Annotated in this window: 18 protein-coding genes and 1 tRNA gene; 9 read left to right on the top strand and 10 right to left on the bottom strand. The window is 71.1% G+C overall.

All coding sequences use genetic code 11. The annotated features are described in order from the left end of the window. The first annotated feature begins 127 nt into the window (after positions 1-127). Positions 128-1,117, top strand: a complete 990-nt coding sequence (locus MWU75_RS01120; RefSeq protein WP_247087609.1) for a helix-turn-helix domain-containing protein — start codon at positions 128-130, stop codon at positions 1,115-1,117. A gap of 28 nt (positions 1,118-1,145) precedes the next feature. Here the strand turns inward: MWU75_RS01120 and MWU75_RS01115 are convergent, their stop codons facing one another. Beyond that, on the bottom strand, positions 1,146-1,799 hold the full coding sequence (locus MWU75_RS01115; RefSeq protein WP_247087607.1) for a response regulator transcription factor: 654 nt from the start codon (positions 1,797-1,799) through the stop codon (positions 1,146-1,148). After that, positions 1,796-3,655, bottom strand: coding sequence for a histidine kinase (locus MWU75_RS01110; RefSeq protein ID WP_247087605.1), 1,860 nt, complete (start codon positions 3,653-3,655; stop codon positions 1,796-1,798). The genes MWU75_RS01115 and MWU75_RS01110 overlap by 4 nt, the downstream gene beginning before the upstream one ends. 200 nt (positions 3,656-3,855) lie before the next feature. On the opposite strand from MWU75_RS01110, the gene MWU75_RS01105 reads away from it, so the two are divergent. Next, complete coding sequence (locus MWU75_RS01105; protein ID WP_247087603.1) at positions 3,856-4,563, top strand: hypothetical protein; 708 nt, start codon at positions 3,856-3,858, stop codon at positions 4,561-4,563. On the opposite strand, the gene MWU75_RS01100 is transcribed toward MWU75_RS01105, so the two are convergent. Next, on the bottom strand, positions 4,560-5,168 hold the full coding sequence (locus tag MWU75_RS01100; RefSeq protein ID WP_247087602.1) for a DinB family protein: 609 nt from the start codon (positions 5,166-5,168) through the stop codon (positions 4,560-4,562). The two genes, MWU75_RS01105 and MWU75_RS01100, sit on opposite strands and share 4 nt — an antisense overlap. 67 nt (positions 5,169-5,235) lie before the next feature. Here MWU75_RS01100 and murA point away from each other — a divergent pair, with 67 nt between their 5' ends. Beyond that, a complete protein-coding gene (murA, locus tag MWU75_RS01095; RefSeq protein ID WP_247087600.1) occupies positions 5,236-6,546 on the top strand; it encodes a UDP-N-acetylglucosamine 1-carboxyvinyltransferase in 1,311 nt (436 codons plus the stop codon). 15 nt (positions 6,547-6,561) lie between these two features. On the opposite strand, the gene MWU75_RS01090 is transcribed toward murA, so the two are convergent. Genes MWU75_RS01090 through MWU75_RS01080 form a run of 3 tightly spaced genes read right to left on the bottom strand, consistent with a single transcriptional unit; the run spans position 6,562 to position 11,119 of the window. Continuing rightward, positions 6,562-7,206, bottom strand: coding sequence for a cysteine hydrolase (locus MWU75_RS01090; RefSeq protein WP_247087598.1), 645 nt, complete (start codon positions 7,204-7,206; stop codon positions 6,562-6,564). A 2-nt stretch (positions 7,207-7,208) separates the two neighbouring features. After that, complete coding sequence (locus MWU75_RS01085) at positions 7,209-8,741, bottom strand: cytosine permease (protein ID WP_247087596.1); 1,533 nt, start codon at positions 8,739-8,741, stop codon at positions 7,209-7,211. A gap of 26 nt (positions 8,742-8,767) precedes the next feature. Then, positions 8,768-11,119 (bottom strand): cell wall-binding repeat-containing protein, encoded by a 2,352-nt coding sequence (locus tag MWU75_RS01080; protein ID WP_247087594.1) that lies wholly within the window; start codon positions 11,117-11,119, stop codon positions 8,768-8,770. A gap of 201 nt (positions 11,120-11,320) precedes the next feature. Here MWU75_RS01080 and MWU75_RS01075 point away from each other — a divergent pair, with 201 nt between their 5' ends. Further along, complete coding sequence (locus MWU75_RS01075; RefSeq protein WP_247087592.1) at positions 11,321-12,577, top strand: endonuclease/exonuclease/phosphatase family protein; 1,257 nt, start codon at positions 11,321-11,323, stop codon at positions 12,575-12,577. A gap of 176 nt (positions 12,578-12,753) precedes the next feature. After that, a tRNA-Lys gene (locus tag MWU75_RS01070) sits at positions 12,754-12,826 on the top strand. A 113-nt stretch (positions 12,827-12,939) separates the two neighbouring features. Here the strand turns inward: MWU75_RS01070 and MWU75_RS01065 are convergent. The 4 genes from MWU75_RS01065 to MWU75_RS19740 all read right to left on the bottom strand — a co-directional run bounded on the left by MWU75_RS01065 (position 12,940) and on the right by MWU75_RS19740 (position 17,735). Beyond that, complete coding sequence (locus MWU75_RS01065) at positions 12,940-13,182, bottom strand: toxin (RefSeq protein ID WP_247087590.1); 243 nt, start codon at positions 13,180-13,182, stop codon at positions 12,940-12,942. Continuing rightward, on the bottom strand, positions 13,179-13,427 hold the full coding sequence (locus MWU75_RS01060) for a ribbon-helix-helix protein, CopG family (RefSeq protein WP_247087588.1): 249 nt from the start codon (positions 13,425-13,427) through the stop codon (positions 13,179-13,181). Before MWU75_RS01060 ends, MWU75_RS01065 begins: the two co-directional genes overlap by 4 nt. A 181-nt stretch (positions 13,428-13,608) precedes the next feature. Continuing rightward, positions 13,609-13,845: a hexameric tyrosine-coordinated heme protein gene (locus MWU75_RS01055; RefSeq protein ID WP_247087586.1), complete on the bottom strand. Its 237-nt coding sequence runs from the start codon at positions 13,843-13,845 to the stop codon at positions 13,609-13,611. A gap of 182 nt (positions 13,846-14,027) precedes the next feature. Next, the gene (locus MWU75_RS19740; protein ID WP_281496636.1) at positions 14,028-17,735 is read right to left on the bottom strand and encodes a S8 family serine peptidase; all 3,708 of its coding nucleotides are present in this window, start codon (positions 17,733-17,735) and stop codon (positions 14,028-14,030) included. Between the two features lie 156 nt (positions 17,736-17,891). Here MWU75_RS19740 and MWU75_RS01040 point away from each other — a divergent pair, with 156 nt between their 5' ends. The 4 genes from MWU75_RS01040 (at position 17,892) to MWU75_RS01025 (ending at position 21,669) form a co-directional block, all read left to right on the top strand. Beyond that, complete coding sequence (locus tag MWU75_RS01040) at positions 17,892-18,497, top strand: class I SAM-dependent methyltransferase (RefSeq protein WP_247087584.1); 606 nt, start codon at positions 17,892-17,894, stop codon at positions 18,495-18,497. A gap of 85 nt (positions 18,498-18,582) precedes the next feature. After that, positions 18,583-18,795 carry a dodecin gene (locus MWU75_RS01035; RefSeq protein ID WP_247087582.1) on the top strand — a complete coding sequence of 71 codons (213 nt, stop codon included), beginning with the start codon at positions 18,583-18,585 and terminating at the stop codon, positions 18,793-18,795. A 183-nt stretch (positions 18,796-18,978) separates the two neighbouring features. After that, positions 18,979-21,081, top strand: a complete 2,103-nt coding sequence (locus MWU75_RS01030; RefSeq protein ID WP_247087580.1) for an MMPL family transporter — start codon at positions 18,979-18,981, stop codon at positions 21,079-21,081. Between the two features lie 75 nt (positions 21,082-21,156). Continuing rightward, on the top strand, positions 21,157-21,669 hold the full coding sequence (locus tag MWU75_RS01025) for a hypothetical protein (protein WP_247087578.1): 513 nt from the start codon (positions 21,157-21,159) through the stop codon (positions 21,667-21,669). The last annotated feature ends 39 nt before the right edge of the window (positions 21,670-21,708 follow it).

The following is a 21,708-nucleotide window of genomic DNA, read 5'->3' as shown; positions in this document are numbered from 1 at the left end:
ACATTGCAGGGATTGATCTGACGGCATGAATATGTCACTCAGACCGCCCGATCACAACGGCGGATTTACGCCGTGGCATGTTTCCGCCGTACGCTTGACTGTCTTCACTGACGGAAGGAGGACAACAATGCTCGATGTGTTGGGACTTGATCCGATCGAAGAGGCGACCTATCGCCATCTCATCACCCTGCCCTCAGCCAGCTCGACCGATCTCGCCCTGCAGTTGGAGCTCCCCTCCGCCGAGCTGCAGGCGGCCCTGAAGACCCTGGCTGAGAAGGGCCTGGTCGCCACGTCCACGAACGGCACCGGGCAGTATGTCGCGTCCCCTCCCCTCGTGGCGCTGGGATCGCTCGTGCGGGACCGTCAGGACGATCTGAACCGTGCTCGTTCCGAGCTCGAGGTCCTCACGGAGCAGTACCGCGGCGCCGCGGCGAAGCGCACGGCGACCGACGTCATCGACGTCGTCACCGGGGCCGACGCGGTGGCTCAGCGGTTCGCCCAGCTGCAGCGCTCGGCCCGCACCGAGGTGCGTGCCCTGATCCGTGCCGGGGTGGCAGTCGTCTCGGCGGCCGAGAACGTCGAGGAGGACGCGGCGGCCGAGCGCGGGGTCACCTACCGGGTCGTCCTGGAGCGAGCGGTCCTGGAGCAGCCGGGGTTCGACGCCAACATCGAGAGCGCGATGAGCCGCGGCGAGCTGGTCCGGGTGGCGGACCGGATCCCGCTGCGCATGATGATGGCCGATCAGGAGCTGGCCCTGATCCCGCTGGCCTCGGCGGCGAACGAGGGCCGGAGCGAGGCGGGAGCCCTGCTGGTCCACCCCAGCGCGCTGCTGGACTCGCTCGTGGCTCTCTTCGACTACACGTGGGCGGCCGCCCGATCGCTGGCCGCCGAGCCGACCGATGCCGCGACGCGGGACGGGCTCGACGGGACCGATCTGCGGGTGCTCACCCTGATGCTCTCGGGCCTGACGGACCAGGCGGTCGGCAGCCAGCTCGGGTTGTCGATCCGGACCGTGCAGCGGCGGGTGGCCTCCCTGATGGAGGCGTGCGGCGTCCACACCCGGATCCAGCTCGGCGTGCAGGCCGAGCGGCGGGGCTGGCTCGCCGAGACCCCCTGACGACCGAGCGCGCCGCCCGTCGCTCTCCTCAGACCAGGCCCGTTTCGTAGGCGAGCACGATGGCCTGCACCCGGTCCCGCAGCCCGAGCTTGCCCAGCACCCGTGTCACGTGGGTCTTGACGGTGGCCTCGCCCAGGTAGAGCTCGCGCCCGATCTCGGCGTTCGACAGGCCCCTGGCCATCGCCCGCAGCACGTCCAGCTCGCGCGGGGTCAGACCGGACAGCCCGTCGGACACCGTGCCCGCGGGTGGCCTGCGCACGTAGTTCTCGACGAGCCGACGCGTCACGGCGGGCGCGAAGAGCAGGTCGCCCGCGTGCACGGCGCGGATCGCGGCGGCCAGCTCCGCCGGCGGGGTCGTCTTGAGAAGGAACCCGCTGGCACCGGCCCGGAGCGCGCCGAACACGTACTCGTCCAGGTCGAACATGGTCAGCATGACCACCCGGGCCTCGGGCCGTGCCCGTGCGACCTCGCCGACGGCAGACACCCCGTCGAGACCGGGCATCTGCACGTCCATGAGCACGACGTCGGCGCGGTGCTCGCGCGCCAGCGCGGCCGCGGCGTGCCCGTCGGCCGCTTCGGCGACCACCTCGATCCCCTCGGCGGCGTCGAGGATGGCGGTGATGCCGCCGCGGACGAGGTCCTGGTCGTCCGCGACGACGACCCGGACGGGCTCGTTGTTCATGCCTCCACCCTCTCAGCGGCGGGGGTCGTATGCCGCAGGCTGGCCCGCAGCGCGAAGCCTCCGTCGGCCGTGGGTCCAGCGATGACCTCTCCCCCGAGCGCCCGGGCCCTCTCGGCGAGTCCGACCAGACCGTAGCCGGTGCTCTGCACCGCAGCTCCCGGTGCGGCGGGACCGTCGTCGACGATGTCGACGACCCACCCGCCGGGACTCCGTCCGACGTGCACGTCGACGCGGGAGCCCGGCGCGTGACGACTGGCGTTGGCCAGCCCCTCGTGCACGACCTGGCGGATAAAGGCCGCGGTCACGGGATCCTGCGGCAGCGCCTCTGCGTCCAGGTGCACCTCGAGGCCCTGACCGACACGGGCCACGACATCCTGGAGGTCGGGCGGCGGGGACGCCGGCCCGTCCGCATCCCCGCGCAGCACGGACCGCAGCCGACGCAGCTCGCCCAGGGCCTCCGCCCCCGCGGTGTCGACGAAGCCCAGCGCCCGGCGGGCCCGCTCGGGGTCCTGTTCCCGGTGGGACAGCGCCGCCGCGGACTGCAGGACCATGGCGCCGACCGCGTGGCTGGCGACGTCGTGGAGCTCACGGGCGATCCGCAACCGTTCCTGGGCCACCGCCGCGCTGATGATCCCGTCGTGCACCTCGTGCAGCGTGGTGGCCCGGTCCCGCGCCCGGCGGTAGGCGCGGTCCTTCTCGCCCCAGGCCGCGCCGGCGAGCAGCGGCATGCCCACGAGGGCCAGCTCGATCATCAGGTTGCCCGGGTCGTGGCCCATCACGTAGACGACGCGGGACAGCAGCAGGCCCGCCAGCCCCGCGCCGAGGACCCGGTCGCCGGCGGCGCCCACCCGCCACGCGGCGGCGACGGTGACCACGACCTCGGACATCCCGTCCAAGGGCGGTGCGCCCAGCGCCAGGGTCAGGAGCGGCACGCCACCGAGCAGCAGTGCCGCCGCGAAGGGGCGGATCCGCTGGAGGAGCGGCACCACGCACAGCACGACGCCGACGTCGAGCGACGATGGCTCGAGAGCCTCCGGCCCGAGGCCGACCGGCACGAGCGCGAGCGCGAGAAGGGCCGTGGCCCACTCGTGCCACCGCCACGGCCAGCGGGACCGGCGTGCGGGCGGGCGCTCGTCGGTCACCCCCTCCGCGTCACCGTGCGCGTCGCTGCCCTCCCCCTCGGGATCCTGGCGCAGCAGCCCGAGCAGGCGCCGCAGCTCCTGGACCGCCACGACTCCTCGACGGTGCACGGCCGTCAGGTCGTCCTCGCCGAGCGAGCCGGCTGCCTCCCCGGAGGCCCGGCGCATGTCCGTCACGGCCGTCTGCAGCACCGCGACCGCCTCGGTCGCCAGGCGCTGACGCTCGGCCAGCACGACCTGACCGGACGCGGCGACCGGGTCCAGAGCTGCGATCCGGGCCGCCTCCTCGCCGGCTGCCTCGGCCGCCTCGGTCCGGCGCCGCACGACCCGACCGAACGCCCACACCGTGCCGAGCACCACCGCGGCGAACACCAGGGTCCCCACCCCGAGGTCGTCCTGCACCCAGGCCGTCAGGGCGACAGCGGCGACCCCGGCCGGACCCGGCCAGGTGCTCGCCGACCGCCCGGCCAGATAGGTCACCGCCAGCGTCGCCGGCAGGAGTGCCGGGCTCTCCGTGGGCACCCCCAGCCAGCCGCTCAGCACCATCGCTGCGACGACACCGATGAGCCCTGCCCACGGCGCCAGCCCCACGGCGAGGACAGCGACCGCGGCGACTGGTGGCACGGCATACCGAGCGATCCCCTCCCCGGCCAGCAGGAAGGCGTCCAGCCCGGCACACGCCAGCGCGAGGACGACGAGGCCGCGCCACCTGCTCATCTGCCTGAGAGTACGACCCGGACCGCTCACTGCGCGTCCCCCTCAGGGTGGACCCGCATCCCTCGTCGCGCGTCGCCGGGATCACCTGGCCGGGGAGGCAGGCCGGGGCCTCACGGCGGACGCGGCGACGGGCTCCCCGGCGGCACCGTGGAGGTGGTCCGGGGACCCGGGCCGCGAACCACCACCGATAGGAGCACCTCATGAAGGCACGGACGCTCGGCGCGATCGCCGTCCTCCTCACCCCCGTCGTCATCACCGTCGCCGACCTGCTGCGCCTTGGCGCCGAGGGAGGCGTCCTCGCGGACGGCTCCGCTAGCACCACCCAGCTGTTCACGGCCGTGAACGCGCACCGCGGCGCCTGGGAGGCCGGGGCGTGGCTCTTCTACCTCGCCGCGCTGCTCACGATCCCGATGGTGCTGCTGCTGTGGCGCCTGGCGGTCGATCGCGCGCCGGTGCTGGCGTGGACCGGCGGGGTGCTGGGCGCCGGGATGGTCACCGGTCAGATCGCGCACCTGATGGGCTACTTCGTCACGGTCGGCGCCCTGTCCGGGATGCCGGACACGGAGGCCGCGGTGTCGGCCCAGCAGTCCCTCGACGCCAGCAGCCTCGGTTTCGCGGTCTTCGCGCCCTTCCTCCTCGGGGTGCTCCTGGCCCCCGCGGTGCTCGCGCTGGCGCTCTGGCGGGCGCGGGTCATCCCTGGATGGGCCCTCGGGTCCGTGCTCCTGGGGACCGTCGTCTTCGCGGCCTTCTCGGGTCAGCCGTGGGCCAGCGTGGTCTGGGGCGTGGCGCTCGTCGCCGGGCTCCTGCCCGCCGCGCGCTCAGCGCTGCGCTCCGTGGACACGGACGCACCACGGGTGGCGGACCGGTCGGCCACCTCGGCCGCCCCGGTCGCCCCGCCGGCTCGTTAGGCGCCCGCCGACTGCTGGGCGGCACGGGCGGCGTCCTCGATCCGCTGCCGGTGCCGCTCCCAGTAGTCGGTGCCGTCCTCGGCCCACATGTTGTCCATGCCCTCACGAACCCCGACCGCGCCGTCGATCAGCTCCCGGATGATGTCAGCGTGGCCGGCGTGCCGGTGCGTCTCGGCGATGACGTGCACCAGGACCTGGTGCAGCGTCACCTCGCCCCGGTCGCCCCACCACGGCACGTGACCGACAGCGTCCAGCTCGAGCGCCTGGATCGTGGCGTCCGAGTGGGCCGCCACGCGGTGGTGCAGGTCGATGATGGACTCGCGGGACTCCTCGGCCGGGACCCACAGGTCGGCGTTGGGTTCCTCATCGGCCGGATCCTCGGGAAACCACGGCAGGTCGATGCCCGACGGCCTGCCCATGACCGAGCCCACGTAGCCGTCGGTCACGCTCGCCACGTGCTTGACCAGGCCGAGCAGATTGGTGCCGGTCGAGGTCAGCGGCCGGCGCACGTCATACTCGCTGAGCCCGTCCAGCTTCCACAGCAGCGCCTCGCGGCCACTCGTGAGATAGCGGTGCAGGATCGCCTTCTGATCAGGTGAGGTCATGGGCAACAGCCTGACAGCCGGGGCCAGCGCCCGCGACGCAGTTTCCGACAGTGCGTAGCCTGATCCCATGCCTACGACAGCCTGGTCGGTGACGCCCTCCGGTCCCCTGCACGGAGACGTGCACGTCCGTGGCTCCAAGAACGCCGTCACCAAGCACATGGTGGCCGCGATCCTGGGCGACGGGCCCAGCCAGATCCGCAACGTGCCCGAGGTCGGCGACGTCGCGATCACCCGGGACATGCTGCGCTCGCTGGGGGTGGCGGTGGAGCACGACGAGCAGCAGGGCGTGATCACGGTGGGGCGTGGCGACGACGTGCGCGCGGAGGTGCCCCTGTCGTTCACCGGCCTGAACCGTATCCCGATCCTGCTGCTCGGACCCCTGCTGCACCTGGCCGGCGAGGCATTCGTGCCGCTGGTCGGCGGGGACCGCATCGGACGCCGCCCGGTGGACTTCCACATCGAGGCACTCACGGCGCTCGGAGCGGAGATCGAGCACCGGGACGACGGCATCGTGGCCCGCGCGACCCGTCTGCGGGGCGCTCGGCTCGAGCTGCCCTACCCGAGCGTCGGCGCCACCGAGACGGTGCTGCTCACCGCGGCCCTTGCCGAGGGACGCACGGTGCTCCGCAACGCGGCGACCGAGCCCGAGGTCATCGAGCTCGCCCTCTTCCTGCAGCGGATGGGCGCCCGGATCGTCCTCTCTCCTGGCCGCAAGTGGACCATCGACGGTGTGGACCGGCTCCAGGCCGCCGAGGTCACTCTCGAGGGCGACCGCAACGAGGCGTTCAGCTATCTGGTCGCCGGCCTGGTGACCGGCGGTGACGTGCGGGTCCACGGTTGCCGGCAGGACCGGCTGGTCACCGCACTCACCACCCTGCGCGGGATGGGTGCCCGCTTCGACATCACCGACGACTACGTCCTGGCGACCGCACCCGAGGGGCTGCGGCCGGCCGCGGTGCAGACCGACACCCACCCGGGGTTCATGACGGACTGGCAGACCCCGCTCATGGTGCTGTTCACCCAGGCTTCGGGCATGTCGGTGCTGCACGAGACCGTCTATGAGGACCGGCTGGTCTATGTCCCCGCGCTGCAGCAGATGGGCGCCGAGATCGAGCTCTTCTCGACCTGCCTGGGCGGTGAGTCGTGCCGCTTCCACGACACCAACGCGGTCCACTCGGCGGTCGTCAAGGGCGTGTCCAGGCTCCGCGGGGCCGAGGTCGAGGTCCCCGACGTGCGCGCGGGCTTCTCCTCGGTGATCGCCGCGGCCATCGCGGACTCCCCCTCCCGCATCGGTGGCATCCGGCACCTCGTCCGTGGCTACCACCGCCCGGCCGAGCAGTTCGCCGAGCTCGGGTTGTCGATCACCCCGGCGGACTGACGCCCGTGCGCTCGGTCAGGAGGGGGTGAGGTCCTCGGTCAGGACCTGCTCGGTCGTGCGCACGAACAGCTGGGGTGCGTAGAGCGCCATGGCGTCCAGCGCCCGCTGGTGGTTGGTGTCGTCGGATCCGGCGCAGGCGTCCGAGACCACCGTGATCTGGGCACCGTCGTCGATGGCCGGGAGCGCGGTCGAGATGACGCAGCAGTCGGTGGCGACGCCGGCCAGGACCAGGTGCGGGGTGGGCCCGGTGAGCGCACGCAGCTGGTCGCCCCACTTGCCGAAGGTGGGCTCGGCGAGAGTATGCCGTGCGCCCAGGTCCGCGGCCGCCGGCACCAGGTCGAAGAGCCGGTGGTTCGGCGGCTGGTCGGCGAAGGTGAACTGCTCGAAGTAGGGCACCCACGAGCCGATCTTCTGCGCCGGCGGGACCCAGCGGGTCAGGACCACGCGGTCGCCGAAGGCGGCGGCCAGGCGCCGCACCGGCTCGACGATCTCGGGGAACCGCGGTGCGCCCCACTTCGACTCCGGGTCGGCGAAGATGACCTGCGCGTCGATGACGACCAGCCACGGGTCCGTGCCGGCCGACGAGGCGACGTCGCCGGGGCCCTCCTTCAGCTCACCCTGGTCCGTCGGGAGGTCGGAGGAGGACTGCTCGTCCGACATACTCACACCACCGTTCCGTCGACGTCCTCGCGGACCGCCGGGGCCACGGGTGTGGCCTCCTGGCGGCGGACCGTGGCCGCCTGCAGGAGCGCGTAGCCGACGAAGCCGATCACCAGGGCGAGCAGGACCCCCAGGTTGGCGTAGGCCCAGTTGCCGTCCCAGTAGGCCCCGTCCTCGACGTAGGTGCCCAGGCCGAGCGGCTCCAGCAGGTAGCCCTGCCAGTTGTTCCAGGCGGCGTCCGCGGCGAAGTTGTTGACGACCAGGCCCCAGCCCACGATCGAGGCGACCACCATGAGACCGACCGAGGTCCAGTTCCAGTTGCCGTAGCGCCCGCGCCGGTCGAACAGCGCCAGCTCGTCGTAGTCCTTGCGCCGCAGCATGATGTCGGCGATCAGGATGCCGGCCCACGCGGCGATCGGCACCCCCAGGGTGATCAGGAAGCTCTGGAAGGGCGCGAGGAAGGACTCGGCGAAGAAGACGACGTAGATCGTGCCGATGGTCAGGATCGTGCCGTCGATGAGGGCCGCCATGGGGCGCGGGATGTCGATGCCCAGGCTGAGCAGGGTCAGGCCCGAGGAGTAGATGCCCAGGATGGCGCCGCTGACCAGCGCCAGCACTGCGGCGATCCAGAACGGGATGAGGAACCAGGTCGGCAGGATGGTGGCGAGGGTGCCGATCGGGTCGTTCGCGATGCCGTCGATCAGGTCGGGGTTGGAGCCGGCCAGGGCGAGGCCGTAGCAGACCAGCAGGACCGGGGCGAGAGCGCCGCCGAGGGTGTTCCAGAAGACGATCTGTCCGCCGGGGGCGTCCCGCTTCTGGTAGCGGGACCAGTCGGCCGCGATGTTGATCCAGCCCAGGCCGAAGCCGGTCATCACCATGACGAGGGCACCGATGACAGCCTGGTTGGACCCGGCCGGCAGCGCGGTGGCCGCGGACAGGTCGATGTCCCGGAAGGTGATCGCGATGTAGCCGAGGGTGGCCAGGCCGGTCACCCAGGTCAGCACCGACTGCATCCGGATGATCGTGTGGTAGCCGGCGACCGAGCCGAGCACGATGAGCGCGGCGATCACTGCGCACGCGATCACCTTGGTGGTCGTCCCGCTGCTCCAGCCGAGCTCGTTGAAGACGGTGGCGGTGGCCAGCGTCGCCATGATCGCCAGGAAGGTCTCCCACCCCATCGAGATGAGCCAGGAGAAGATGCCGGGCACCTTCTGCCCGTTGACGCCGAAGGCGGAGCGGGAGAGCACCATCGTGGGCACCGAGCCGCGCTTGCCCGCGATCGCGATGATCCCGCACAGCAGGAACGACAGGGTCACGCCCACGACGGTGACCAGGACCCCCTGCCAGAAGCCGATGCCGAAGCCGTAGACGAACGCGGCATAGCTCATGCCGAAGACCGACACGTTCGCGGCGAACCACGGCCAGAACAGGTCGGAGGGCTTGGCGGTGCGCTCCTGCTCCGTGATGATGTCGATCCCGTTGGTCTCGATCAGGACCCGCTTGGCCTCGGGCACGGCGGTGTGCGTGTCAGTCATGCGCGGATTCTCCCACCGGGCGGCGTTCAGCGCAGGTAATCTGCGAGATCGGCCAGCGTGGCGTCGGTCACGGAGTTCGTGCCGCCGAGCGCGTCGATGGCGGACGGGCGCAGGTGGGTGAGAGCCGTGATGGCACCCACGGGGACCCGGTCCCGCTGGACCAGGACGACCGGCACGCCTCGACGCCCGGCCAGCGCGGCGCCCACCAGGGCGTCGGAGAAGGTCTCCCCGGACGCGACGATCGTCGAGCTGACCGACCCGGGATACTCCAGCGCCACCTGGGCCGCCGTCCGGTAGCGGTCGGTCCCGCCGAGCCGGCGGTAGCTGCCGCTCGTCGCATAGGCCGCGGCCTGCTGCGCCACCGTGTTCGAGATGCTGCCCGTGCCGCCCAGGACGACGATCTCGCCCGGGTTCAGCCGGTCCAGCTGGGTGCGGGCCGCAGCATTGAGCCGGTCGCCCCGGGTCAGCAGGAGCGGGGTGTGCTGCTTGCCGGCCAGGGCGGCGACGGCGAGCGCGTCCGGGAAGTCCTGGCCGCTGGCCAGGTATACGCGCGACTGCCCGCTGGCGTAGTAGGAGGCCAGGTTCGCGGCCGTCTCATAGCGGTTGGCGCCGCCGACCCGTTCCATGGTGCCGGTGGTGAACTCCTTGAGCTGGTCCTCGACGGCCGTGCTGACCGCACCGGTGCCCCCGACGACCACGAGGCGGCCCGGCTGCAGCCGGGTCAGGGCCTGCTGGGTGGCCGAGGGGATGTGGTCCCGCTTGACCAGAAGCACGGGCGCGTCGTAGATCCCGGCGCGCGCCGAGGCCGCCAGCGCGTCCGGGTAGTCCTGGCCGTTGACCAGGTAGACCACGCTCACCCCGGGCGCCCACTGCTCGGAGACCTTCTTGGCCGTCTCCCAGCGGTCCTTCCCCGAGATCCTGGTGACGTCGCCGGCGGGCGGCGGGTCGTCGCCGGGGTCGCCGAACGTGAAGTAGTCGGTGGACAGGCCGGTGCTCCAGGTCGGCCACGGCCGCGCCAGGTAGAGCCCGACGCCGGTGGCGTTGGCGTAGGTGTAGGCGCCACCGGAGGTGAAGCCCTCCACCTTGGCCCGGACGATCCGGCCGCCCCACAACCCGTGGCCGTCCCGCTCCAGCACCTGCACGCGCGTCACGTCGTGGATGCCGTAGCGCGCCTCCAGGGAGGTCGCGGTCAGCTGCGCCGTCCAGCGGTGCCGGGTGTTCAGCGGGGTGGCGTCGTAGGGGTCGGCCTGGGCCGTCAGGTAGGGGTGCCCGGCCCCGCCCGGGATGGTGTAGCCACCGGTCGAGGCGGCGTACATCGTCGTGGCCAGGCCCTTGCCGGTGGGGAAGTTATAGGTGAGCACCTGCCCGTCGGTGGCGTTCACGGCAGCCGTGTTCTCGGCATACTCATAGCTGGTGATCCCACCGTCGCTCTGCCGCGCTCCGCGACCGCGGTAGGCCTGGCACGAGGTGGTGTCGCAGGTGTCGTAGTAGCCGGTCCCGTTGACGCCGCGCTCGGCGTAGGTCCGGGCCGCGACGGACTGGGCGCGCAGCGCCTGGGTGTGGAAGAAGGGGGACATCTCGATGGAGACGACCGAGCGCAGGTAGTGCTGCATCGGCAGCCGGTTGACCGTTGCGAGACTCGTGCTGCCGCGGTGGGTGGCGGTGAGCTGCCCGCGGTAGATGCGCCGGGAGCCGCTGGGCAGGTAGAGGTCGACGGTGCCCTCGGTGGGCGAGGCGAAGGTGATCGGGCACCCGGACGGCATGCCGGTGGGTTGGTAGGCCGACCACACCCCCGCGTCGCTGCGCCCCTCCAGGACGCAGCTGCTTGCGCTGCCTGACGTGGCCCGGACGCGCCACTGGTCCCTGCTCGGCAGGGAGTATGTCGTGCCGCCGGTGCCGTGGCTGACCACCAGTCCGGCGCGGTGGTCGACCCGGGTCACCCCGTCGTTGTCGATCGTGATGCCGATCCGGATCGTCCCGATGTCCCGGGTCTCCAGCACGGTGCCCGGGTAGTAGAAGGCGAGGATCTGCTGGTGGGTCAGGCCCGCGAGGCCGGCCCCGTGCGCGCCGTACTGCGACATGCCGATGCGGTGCCCCCAGCCGCCCCCGGTCACCGTGTAGGCGCCGCCGGGTGGCATCGGGTAGGACTCGGCGCTCGGCTCGGCCGCCGGCAGCTGCGTCAGCTCGGTGACCACGGTCGGCTCGGAGAGGGCGACGTCCTCGGGGTCGGACGTGATGAGCCCGTGCTCGAGGTCGAGGTGCTCGTCGGGGATCGCCTCGCTGACCGGCTCGGCCGTGTCGTCGGCCGCGAGTGCCGCGGTCGGCAGCAGCGTGACGGTCAGGGCGAGGGCCAGTGAGGCGGCGAGGGTTGGTCGCACGGTGGACTCCTTGGTCGGGGCCCACCAATATGATGCAGAAGTGACTGGTGTGACAAGTGTTACACCAATTCTTGGGGAGGTTTTGTCCGCCTCCCGCGCATTCTTGGGGAGATTTTGCACACCGCTCTGTCGGCCCGAGCATTCACCGGACGCTCATCGCGAGCGCGCGACACGGCATACTCCTGCCTCTAACCTGCCCCTATGACTGCTGCCACGAACAGGCGACTGGCTGCCCTGGCCCTCGCCGCCGCCACACTTGTCGCGGGCGTCGCACTGGCGCCTGCGTCGGCCACGTCGGACCGCTCTCCCGGCGCGGCCGCCCAGACAGCACCCGGAAGGCCGGACATGGACGTGCGCTTCGCGACCTTCAACGCCTCATTGAACCGCGGCGCGGAGGGCCAGCTGCTGGCCGACCTGTCGACGCCGGACAACGAGCAGGCGCAGGTGATCGCCGAGATCATCCAGCGCAACGACCCCGACGTGCTGCTGGTCAACGAGTTCGACTACGTCGAGGGCGGTGCGGCCGCCGAGCTGTTCCGCGACAACTACCTGGCCGTGGGGCAGAACGGTGCGGCGCCGGTCGACTATCCGTACTACTACGTGGCGCCGTCCAACACCGGGATCCCCTCCGGTCACGACCTCAACAACGACGGCGTGATCGGCGGCGGCGACGACGCCTTCGGGTTCGGGCTCTTCCCCGGGCAGTACGGCATGGTCGTGTTCAGCAAGTACCCGATCGACACCGACGCGGTGCGCACCTTCCAGCTCTTCCGGTGGCAGGACATGCCGGGCAACCTGATGCCGACGGAGTTCTACTCCCCCGAGGAGCAGGAGATCCTGCGGCTGTCGAGCAAGTCGCACTGGGACGTGCCGATCCGGGTCGACCGGCACAAGACGGTGCACTTCCTGGTCAGCCACCCGACGCCGCCCACCTTCGACGGCCCCGAGGACCGCAACGGGCGCCGCAACCACGACGAGATCCGGTTCTGGGCCGACTACGTGGGGGCGCCGGGCAAGGCGTCGTATATCTATGACGACCAGGGTGTGCGTGGTGGCCTCGAGCCCGGCGCGCGGTTCGTCATCGCCGGTGATCAGAACGCCGACCCGTTGGACGGGGACTCCTATGACGGCGCCATCAACCAGCTGCTCGAGCACCCGCGGGTCAACGCAGGGACTCCCCCGACCAGCGAGGGCGCTGCCGAGGCGAGCGAACTGCAGGGCGGCATCAACCTGGAGCACCTGGGCGACCCGCACCTGGACACGGCGGACTTCGCCGAGCCCCCGGGCAACATCCGCGTCGACTACGTCCTGCCCGGCAAGAGCCTGCGGATCCTGGACTCAGGGGTGTTCTGGCCGGTGTCGAGCGATCCGCTGTCGTGGCTGACCGGCACCTATCCGTTCCCGTCGAGTGACCACCGGCTCGTCTGGGTGGACGTGAAGCTGCCGCACAAGCCGTAGGCGCGCGGCCTCGGCCTGCGGCGCGACAGCGAGCGGAGTATGGCGTGACAGCGAGCGGAGTCCGTCGTCACCTCCGGTGCGGCATCGGGCCGCCGACGCCCTCCCTCATCTCGGTGCAGGCTGCCGACGGACGTAGACTGACCGGCCGGAGCGCCACCGAGCACTGGGGACGCCCTGGGCCTCTAGCTCAATGGTTAGAGCTGCGGACTTTTAATCCGTAGGTTGTGGGTTCGAGTCCCACGGGGCCCACTCGCGTTTGCGCTGCTCCGGGCCGTGATGTGGGCGCGGCCGTTCATGAGTTTTCGCATGATGCCCATGGCCACCAGTGTCCATCGAAGGGGCGACTGGGGGCGCATGTTGACTCAGGGCAGAAGGTCCCAGAACGGACGACGTGCCGGCATAGCGTGGATGACCAGTTCTTCGCCGCTGCGGAAGACGAGCACGACCGTCTCGAGGAGCCGCGCCCGAGTGTCGAAGCCGAGCCGCAGCTCGCGATGCGGCCACTCGTCTTCCTCCAGCGGCTCGATCCACAGCGACAGGTCCGCAGCCTGGACCGCGTCCTCGGGCAGAATCCCGTGCTTGAGCGCGCTGCGGTGGACCTTCACGCGGCGTAGCCGGCCAGCGCTCGTCGGATGGCCTCGGAGCGGGACAGGTGCTCCCGGGCGGCGTAAGCGTCGAGCGCCGCGAGCTCCTCGGCCGTGAGGCGCACGGCTATCACCTGGCTTGGTTCGGCCCCCCGCCCGGGACGTCCCCGACCGCGACGCTTCAACTCCTCCACGTCGTATCCGGCCTCAGCCTCGTCAGCCCACTTCTTGATCTGCTCGTCAGTCACCCGGTCTTCAGTCACCATGGCAAAATCGTATAACGAAAATGGGCTGTCGGGAAGAGCCAGCGTGAGGTTGCCGACGGCAGCACGTGAGGCGTTGGACAGTCGGACTTCGAGCGCCTTCCGTATCTTCGGGCACAGTCGGCCCGAAGAACGCGCAGTCGCTCGCAGATGTGGGCTCACCGAAGGCCGCAGCCTGCAGCGATCAGGCGTTGTCGCGCCAGTAGTTGTTGGCCGCCGCGATCGTCGCGAACTCGACCGCGACCACGTGCCCTGCCGCCGTCAGCGAGTCGGCACTCATCGCGTAGCCGGGCCTCAGCAGATGACGAACATCGGCGTCAGGTTGGATCGCCCCGATGGTCTTGCGGGCCATGGCGATCGCGAGTTCGCGCCCCTCCTGCGGTGTGGCGGTGATCAGTGAATTGCCTGGAACGAGTTCCACGACGTCCCTCTCCTTAGTGTGCGTCCGGCCCGACTTGTGGTGGGCCTTCCCACGCATCGTGGCATCGCCTCAGACTTTCGGCCATCCTCCAATTCCTTTGAATGCGAGAAGGTTTCCTGGCCCACAACGACAACGGCTGGGAACCGCGTTGTGCGGTCCCCAGCCGTTGCGCCGACGAGGGGTCAGTCGCCGTAGGTGAGCGCCGCGATCTGCTCCTCAACGTCGGAGGAGACCGCGCCGAAACCACCGAGGATGACGACCTCGTGGGCCTGCAGCCGCTCCAGCTGCGCCAGGGTGGCGGCCGGAATGTGGTCCTGCTTGACCAAGAGGACCGGGCTCTCCAGGTGACCAGCCCTGGCCGCGCCGGCGAGCGCGTCCGGGAAGTCCTGGCCGGTGGCCACGAACGCCACCCCGGTGCCGGGCTCGTAGACCTCCGAGATCGCCGCGGCGGTGCCGTAGCGGTCGGTGCCACTCACCCGGTCGACCGTGCCGATGGCCGCGAGCTCGGTCTCCACCGCGCCCGAGATCGCTTCCGTGCCGCCGAGCAGCACGATGTTGGCCGGTGCCAGTCGCTCGAGCTCGGCCCTGGTGACGGCCGGAACACGGTCCTGCTTGACCAGGAGCACCGGACCATCCACCGCACCGGCCCGGGCTGCGCCGGCCAACGCGTCGGGGAACTGTGATCCGGTCGCCACATAGACCGTGTCGACACCCGGCGCGTGCACCGCGGAGATCTGGACCGCTGTGTCATAGCGGTCCAGCCCGGACACGCGGGTGACGTCACCGTCGGTGAAGTCACGCAACGCACCGGTCACCGAGCCCTGGATCACCGAGGTGCCACCCAGCACCACGATGTTCTGGGGCTGGAGCCGGCTGAGCTCGAACTGCGTCGCCGCCGGGATCGAGTCCGCACGGACCAGGAGCACCGGCGCACCCTCGCTGCCGGCACGGGCCGCGCCCGCGAGTGCATCCGGGTAATCGAGACCGGTCGCGATGTAGACGGTCTCGACGCCCGGCTCGGTCTCGGCCGAGATCCGCGCCGCCGTGGCGAACCGGTCGGTCCCGGTGAACCGGGTGACCTCGGGTGAGGTCGGCGCTGCCGACTCGTCGCCGATCGTGAACGGCTCGCTGGTGAAGGTCTCGGTGTGGGCAGGATTCGCCGAATCGCCGAGAGCCTTGAGCACGGCCAGCTCGAGGATGTACTTGCCGTCGGCGACCGCCTCGCCCTGGAACGTGCCGTCCCAGACGAACGCGTCGAAGCTGCCCTGGGTGGCCGATCGGGCGAGGTAGTCCTGGGTGGACACCACCCCGACCTGGTCGCCCTGGGAACCGTCCGCACCGGCCTCGTATGCCGTGAGCGTCACCGAGCGTGCCTGGTGCTCCAGGTGGGCCAGGATCGTCGGGACGTCCCCGTCCACCAGGGTGAAGATCGGCTCATTGCCCGTGCCCGTGTCGGAGAATCCGTCCCAGACCCCGTTCCACACGCACTCGTCACCGATCAACCGGTCGCACTCGGCGAGCTGACCCAGCACCGGCAGCGCACCGGAGGAGCCGGGGGTGAGCACCTCGATGCTCTGGTAGTCGCCGGCAAACCCGGCATAGGGCACCCGGAGCGTTTCGCCGTCCCCGGGAGTGAAGGTGACCCAGCCGCTGTACATCCGCTGGCTGATCACCGGGGGGGTGAAGGTCAGCTCGACGACAGCGGTCTCACCGGCACCGACCGTGACGTCGGACGGTCCGACCATGTTGGCGGGGTCGTAGAAGTAGGACGGAGCGGTGGTCGGCGGGCCGACCGCGATGGTTTCACCGTTGTTGCTGATCGCGTAGGTGACCGGCGAGTCCGAGGTGTTGGTCACCGACAGCGACACCGTGTGTGGTCCCGCCTCACCCTCGCCCAGTGAGAGCTTGCCGGGGCTGATCGAGGTCGTGGCCAGGATCGCGTCGTCGAGGTCGAGCAAGCCCGCACCCTGGCGGAAGGCACCCTCAAGAAGGCCGGGCGCAGTGTTGAGCGACCAGAGCGCCGGGTCCGCGTGGTTCTGCAGCACGTCACGCACGCCGGCCACCGTCAGGTCCGGGCGCGCTTGCAGCAGCAGTGCTGCCGCGCCGGCGACGTGCGGGGAGGCCATCGAGGTGCCCGAGATGGTGGCATAGCTGCCGTTCTCCAGCGGCCATGCCGACCGGATGTTGCCGCCCGGCGCGCCGATGTCCGGCTTGAGGTCGAGCTCGGCCGTCATCCCGTATGAGCTGAAGCTCGAGATCAGGCCACCCGTGGGCGAGGGGATGGAAGTCTCCTGGTCGGTCCAGGTCAGCGTCGTCTCACCGGCGACGATGCGGCCGTCGATCAGCGCACCGTCGGCCTGCTGGATGAAGATGACGGGGATGGTGACCGGCGGGTCAGCCGGTGACGGTGGCTCAACGGTGGGGTTGATCAGACCGGCAACGTTGTTGTAGATGATCACTGCCTCGGCGCCGGCCTCCTGACCCTGCAGGGCCTTGTTGTAGAACGAGGCGTCGCAGGCAGGGTGATCCGCGTGGGCCCCGCGCTCGATGAGCACCGTGGTGCCGGTGAGGTCGGCGGTGATGGGCACGCAGGCCCGGGCCTCGGCGCTGCCCGGGTCCCCGAGCCTGGAGAGCACCGTGGTGCCCTCGGTCGGGGTCGGGCCCGCGCCGGTGGCGTTGACGTAGCCGATCTCGGTGTCATCGGGACTGATGGTCACCGCGTTGACGACGATCTGCGTGTTGTCGAAGGACGCCACGCCGATGACCTTGTCGCCGACGCCCGGGGCACCGGCGGAGTAGAGGCCCTCCGCACCGCTGTTGCCGATGGAGGCCACCACGATGACACCGGCGTCGACGAGGGCGTCGGCGGCCACGGCGGTGGGGTACTGCTTCCACGTCATGAAGGCCGAGCCGATGGACATGTTCACCACGTCCATGCCGTCCTCGTAGCTGCGCTCCATCGCGGAGAGCATGATCTCCGCCGTGGTGGAGCCGCCACAGCCGAAGACGCGGTAGGCACCGAGGGTGGCGTCCGGCGCCACCCCGACCACCCCGCCGGCAGCGGGGTCACCGTTGCCGGCCGCGATGCCGGCCACGTGCGTGCCGTGCCCGTTGCAGTCGTCCGGGTTGCCGTCCGGCAGCGGCACGGGGTCGTAGGCGGCCGACTGCGGGTTGGCGTTGTAGTTGTCACCAACCAGGTCGAGGCCGTACTGGATCTGGCTGGTCCGCCAGTTCGGGTGCAGGCCGTCGGTCGGGGTGCCACCGCCGCCGAAGTCGGGGTGGTCCACGTCGACACCGGTGTCGATGATGCCGATCCGCAGCCCGGCGCCGGTGTATCCCATCTCGTGCGCCTCATCCACACCGGTCATACCGATGGCAGACTCCATCATCGGCGCGACCGCGTCCGGGTCCACCTCCGGGGCGTCCATCAGGTACACCGGGAAGATCGCCTCCACCTGGCTCGCCCCGGCGAGGACCGACAGGTCGGCCGAGGACGCGTCCACCGTCACGCCGTTCCAGACGTTGCGGTAGGTCTCCCGGACGTCGACGGTCGCGCCCAGAGCTGCGGCGTCCTGGAGGAACCCTTCCTGCTCCGCGCTCACCGCCTGCGCGCTGGCCCCCTCGATGACCGACCTGCCCTTCAGCTGCACGAAGTAGGCGGACGCCACCCGGGGACTCCCGGCCAGCACCCCCTCGTCGAAGGTCGTGTCCGTGGCGCTCGGCTCGATGCCGAAGTCCGGAGCACTGCCGAGGTAGGTCGCGTCGTCCTCGTCGGCGGTGGCGACACCCGTGGCGAGCGAGCTCGCGACGAGCGCGCTCGCGGCGACGGCACCGAGGCCGCGGCGCCGCAGTCGTGCGACGTCGACCGGTGGGCGGGATCTGGGTCTCATGGGTCTCTCCGTGCGGTTGGGGAGCAGGATGTGAGCACGACCCTAGCCAGTCCGCCTTCCTCTTGACCAGGGTTGCGGCGCAATCTGTTTCGCCGATGCGTGCGTCGGAGACCCGGTCGCCCGGCCCGGTCGGTGGGGCCTGGCTAGCCTGGTGTCATGGTCGAACCGAGTGGGTGGATGCGTCAGGTCGCGGCGGACCCTGCGCACTCCACGAAGTATGCCGATCGCTTCCGTCGGCTGGCCGCATCCGGGGCGGATGTGGTCGGCGAGGCGCGCCTGGTGGACGCGATGGCGCCGCGCGGCGCGCGGATCCTTGACGCCGGCAGCGGCGGTGGCCGCATCGGCGGCCACCTGCACCGGCTAGGACACACCGTCGTCGGGGTCGACGTCGACCCCGTGCTGGTCCGCGCGGCCGAGGAGGACCATCCCGGCCCGACCTGGATCACCGGGGACCTGGCGGAGCTGGACCTGCCGGCCCACGGCATACTCGATCCGTTTGACGTGGTCGTCAGCGCCGGCAACGTCGTCGCCTTCCTGGCACCGAGCACCCGCCGGGACGTGCTGGCCCGGCTCCGGAAGCACACGGCTCCCGAGGGGCGGGTCGTGATCGGCTACGGGGAGGGCCGCGGCTACCCGTTCACCGAGGTCCTGGCGGACGCGGAGGCCGCCGGGTTGGTGCCGGACGTGCTGCTGTCCACGTGGGACCTGCGCCCGTTCCGCACCGACTCACCCTTCCTCGTCGCGGTCCTGCGGCCAGCCTGACAGCGGTTGCGCGAGGCGCCGTGAGGGCTACGTTGGAGCAAGAGCCGGGCGACCGGCGTCCGGCCCGACGCCCCGGAGGATCACCATGGCCAACCACGTCTATGCCATCTCAGAGCTCGTGGGCAGCTCACCGGACAGTGTGGAGTCCGCCGTCAACAACGCCCTCGCCTCTGCGAGCCAGACCGTGCGCAACCTCGACTGGTTCGAGGTGACCGAGATCCGCGGACACCTCGACGACGCGGGCAAGGTCGCGGACTGGCAGGTCGGCATCAAGCTCGGCTTCCGCGTCGAGAAGTAGCAGAGTCCCCCGAGCCGCAGCTGCCACCGCCGGGTTCGGGGGGTGACGGCGGGTCGGCGCGGCGACTATGGGGAAGGCGCTGTGCGGCCGTCACAGGTCGATGCCGTAGTTTGCGTGCGCCCGGCCTGACTCTGTGACCTAAGGTTGGACAAACCTTTTTCAACCTGTATGAGGAGTGGTCCCTTGGGCGCCGTCATCGATCGGCTCATCGACACCGTCACCGGCAGGCGCACCGCATGGATCGTCGCCCTGCTGGGCCTTCTGGTGGGCGCTGGAGTGATGGCGGGGCTCGGGGAGGCCGAGCGCGACCCCCACCCGACGGACACCCTGCCCGTGGGGTACGAGTCGACGCAGGGTGTGGAGCTACAGGAGCGGCTCCCCACCGAGGACACAGCGACCGCCATCATCCTGTTCAGCGCGGACTCCGAGATCGGCCCCTCCGTCGGCGAGCTCGAGCAGGTCGTCGAGGGTCTGGACACCGGGGTGCCGGGACCGCCCGCCTTCCTCCAGCCCTCCGAGGACGGGACGGCGGCGATCTCGGTCGTCAACGTCCCGGCCAGGACCGCGACCGAGGTCGCCGCGTCGGTGAGCGACCTGCGCACCTCGCTCCGCGACGCCACGCCTGAGGGCGTGGACGTGCAGGTGACCGGTCCGGCGGCGGTGCGGGCCGACCTCACCGAGGTGTTCGCCGGAGCCAACACGACCCTGCTCGCCTTCACCGCCTCCGTCGTGGCGCTGCTGCTGCTGGTGACCTACCGCAGCCCCACGCTCTGGCTGGTCCCGCTCACAGTGGTGGCGATTGCCGACCGCACCGCCGCGATCCTCGCCACCCAGGTGCTCGCCCTCTTCGGGGTGCCCTGGGACGAGTCCACCATCGGCATCCTCTCGGTGCTGGTCTTCGGCGCGGGGACCAACTACGCACTGCTCCTGATCTCCCGCTACCGCGACGAGCTCCGCACCGACGAGGACCGGCACCGGGCGATGGCCCGCGCGCTGCGCCGCACGTCGGAGGCGGTCCTCGCCAGCGCGGCCACGGTCGTCGTGGGCGTGCTCACCCTGCTGCTCTCGGTCTTCCCCAACACCCGCGGTCTGGGGCTGGCCAGCGCCGTGGGCATCATCGTCGCCGCCGCCTTCGTGCTGCTGATGCTCCCGGCGGCGCTCGTGCTGTTCGGCCGCTGGATCTTCTGGCCGAAGGTGCCGCGCGTCGGTGAGGAGAGCCAGGCCGGTCGGCGCTCGGCCTGGCGACGGATCGGTGACCAGGTGGCGGTCCGGCCACGGACCTTCATCGTCGGCACCCTGACGCTGCTCGCGGCGATGGCCTTCGGCCTGACGCAGCTCCAGCTCGGGTTGCCTGCCTCGGAGCAGTTCACCGAGAAGCCCGAGGCGATCGTCGCTGCCGAGCGCCTGGCGGAGTCCTTCCCCGAGGGCGCGGCCGACCCGACCGTCGTGGTGACCGCGACCGAGGACGAGGCCACCGTCGAGCAGCTCATCACCGACCTGGAGGCACTGGAGCCCGTGGGCTCTGTCAGCCTCGGCGCCCAGGGCGGCGGGGTCACCCAGCTGAGCCTGGTGCTCACCACCCCTGCGGAATCGGCCGAGGCGCGCGCCGCCCTCGACGAGGTCCGCACCGTGACGACGGACGTGCCGGAGACCTATGTGACCGGCACCGCCGCAGAGGCGGCCGACGCCTCCGACGCGAGCTCCCGGGACCGCCTCGTGATCCTGCCGATCATCCTGATCCTGGTGCTGCTCGCGCTCGCCGCGATCCTGCGCTCCGTGGTGGCGCCCGTCATCCTCGTGGCCAGCGTCATCGCCAGCTTCTGTGCCGCGCTCGGCGTCTCGTGGTGGCTGTTCACCGGGCTGCTGGGCTTCAGCGGCCTCGAGGCGATCGTCCCGCTCTACTCGTTCCTGTTCCTGGTCGCCCTCGGCGTGGACTACAACATCTTCCTCATCACCCGCACCCTGGAGGAGGCCGGTCACGTCGGCAGCCGGGAGGGGGTGCTGCGGGCGCTGTCCGCGACCGGTGGCGTGATCACCAGCGCCGGCATCCTGCTCGCCGCGGTCTTTGCGGTCCTCGGCGTCCTGCCCCTCGTCGTCCTGGCCCAGGTGGGCGCCGTCATCTGCATCGGCGTGCTCCTGGACACGCTGCTGGTCCGCACCATCCTGGTGCCGGCGATCGTGCTCACGCTCGGCGAGCGCTTCTGGTGGCCCCGCCGCGTGGGCCCGCAGGAGCCCGACGGACCGGCGCGCTCTGACGTCGACCGCGTCCCTGCCTCCGCGGGGTGATCGCGGCCCCACGATCCGCGCTCTCTCAGCGCTAACTCCGTGGCGCCCCACCCAGCGGGGCGGAACACTGGAGGCATGGAGTGGGCGGTGCTGGTCCTCGCCCTGGCCCTCGTGCTGGGCCTGGGCGTGGTCCGCGCGCTGCGGGACCGCCGTCAGCGTCGTGGCACCTCGGCGCGCGAGCCCCGCGCACCACGTCCTGGGCCCCGCCGTCCGGACGACCCCGACGTGGCCCCGGAGGACGAGGCCGAGCTGGCGCGGGAGTTCGCGGCAGTCGAGGCCGAGGGGGCGCACACCCTGGAGGCGCTCCTGGAGCTCCGGCTGCGCGTGCTGTCCACCCGGCGCGTGCCCCTGCGCGCCATCCGAGCGGCTCCCGGTCCGCACACCGGCCGGCTCGCCTTCGCCGACAGCACCGTGCTGCTGGCCCGGGCACGTCACCCCGGCGAGCTCTACCGCCTGGCCCTGGCCATCCCGGACAACGCCCTCACCATCGACGCCTGGTCGCACGAGCAGGACGGCACGGTCCTGACCTTCACCTGGCTGCACGAGTCCGCAGAGATCGTCGTGATCGGCCTCGACCAGAACGACTGAGCCCTCCCAGGCCGGGCACCATTCTCCTGCAGTATGCCG

It is taken from the genome of Ornithinimicrobium sp. F0845 (genome assembly GCF_023015765.1).
Classification (GTDB): Bacteria; Actinomycetota; Actinomycetes; order Actinomycetales; family Dermatophilaceae; genus Ornithinicoccus.
The sequence above is the reverse complement of the archived record's forward strand: the minus strand, read 5'-3'. Positions and strand labels throughout refer to the sequence as shown.

Coding starts and splice junctions, on each gene's coding strand:
- MWU75_RS01120 (WP_247087609.1), top strand. CDS start 128: ATGCTCGATGTGTTGGGACTTGATCCGATCGAAGAGGCGACCTATCGC.
- MWU75_RS01115 (WP_247087607.1), bottom strand. CDS start 1,799: ATGAACAACGAGCCCGTCCGGGTCGTCGTCGCGGACGACCAGGACCTC.
- MWU75_RS01110 (WP_247087605.1), bottom strand. CDS start 3,655: ATGAGCAGGTGGCGCGGCCTCGTCGTCCTCGCGCTGGCGTGTGCCGGG.
- MWU75_RS01105 (WP_247087603.1), top strand. CDS start 3,856: ATGAAGGCACGGACGCTCGGCGCGATCGCCGTCCTCCTCACCCCCGTC.
- MWU75_RS01100 (WP_247087602.1), bottom strand. CDS start 5,168: ATGACCTCACCTGATCAGAAGGCGATCCTGCACCGCTATCTCACGAGT.
- murA (WP_247087600.1), top strand. CDS start 5,236: ATGCCTACGACAGCCTGGTCGGTGACGCCCTCCGGTCCCCTGCACGGA.
- MWU75_RS01090 (WP_247087598.1), bottom strand. CDS start 7,206: ATGTCGGACGAGCAGTCCTCCTCCGACCTCCCGACGGACCAGGGTGAG.
- MWU75_RS01085 (WP_247087596.1), bottom strand. CDS start 8,741: ATGACTGACACGCACACCGCCGTGCCCGAGGCCAAGCGGGTCCTGATC.
- MWU75_RS01075 (WP_247087592.1), top strand. CDS start 11,321: ATGACTGCTGCCACGAACAGGCGACTGGCTGCCCTGGCCCTCGCCGCC.
- MWU75_RS01060 (WP_247087588.1), bottom strand. CDS start 13,427: ATGGTGACTGAAGACCGGGTGACTGACGAGCAGATCAAGAAGTGGGCT.
- MWU75_RS19740 (WP_281496636.1), bottom strand. CDS start 17,735: ATGAGACCCAGATCCCGCCCACCGGTCGACGTCGCACGACTGCGGCGC.
- MWU75_RS01040 (WP_247087584.1), top strand. CDS start 17,892: ATGGTCGAACCGAGTGGGTGGATGCGTCAGGTCGCGGCGGACCCTGCG.
- MWU75_RS01035 (WP_247087582.1), top strand. CDS start 18,583: ATGGCCAACCACGTCTATGCCATCTCAGAGCTCGTGGGCAGCTCACCG.
- MWU75_RS01025 (WP_247087578.1), top strand. CDS start 21,157: ATGGAGTGGGCGGTGCTGGTCCTCGCCCTGGCCCTCGTGCTGGGCCTG.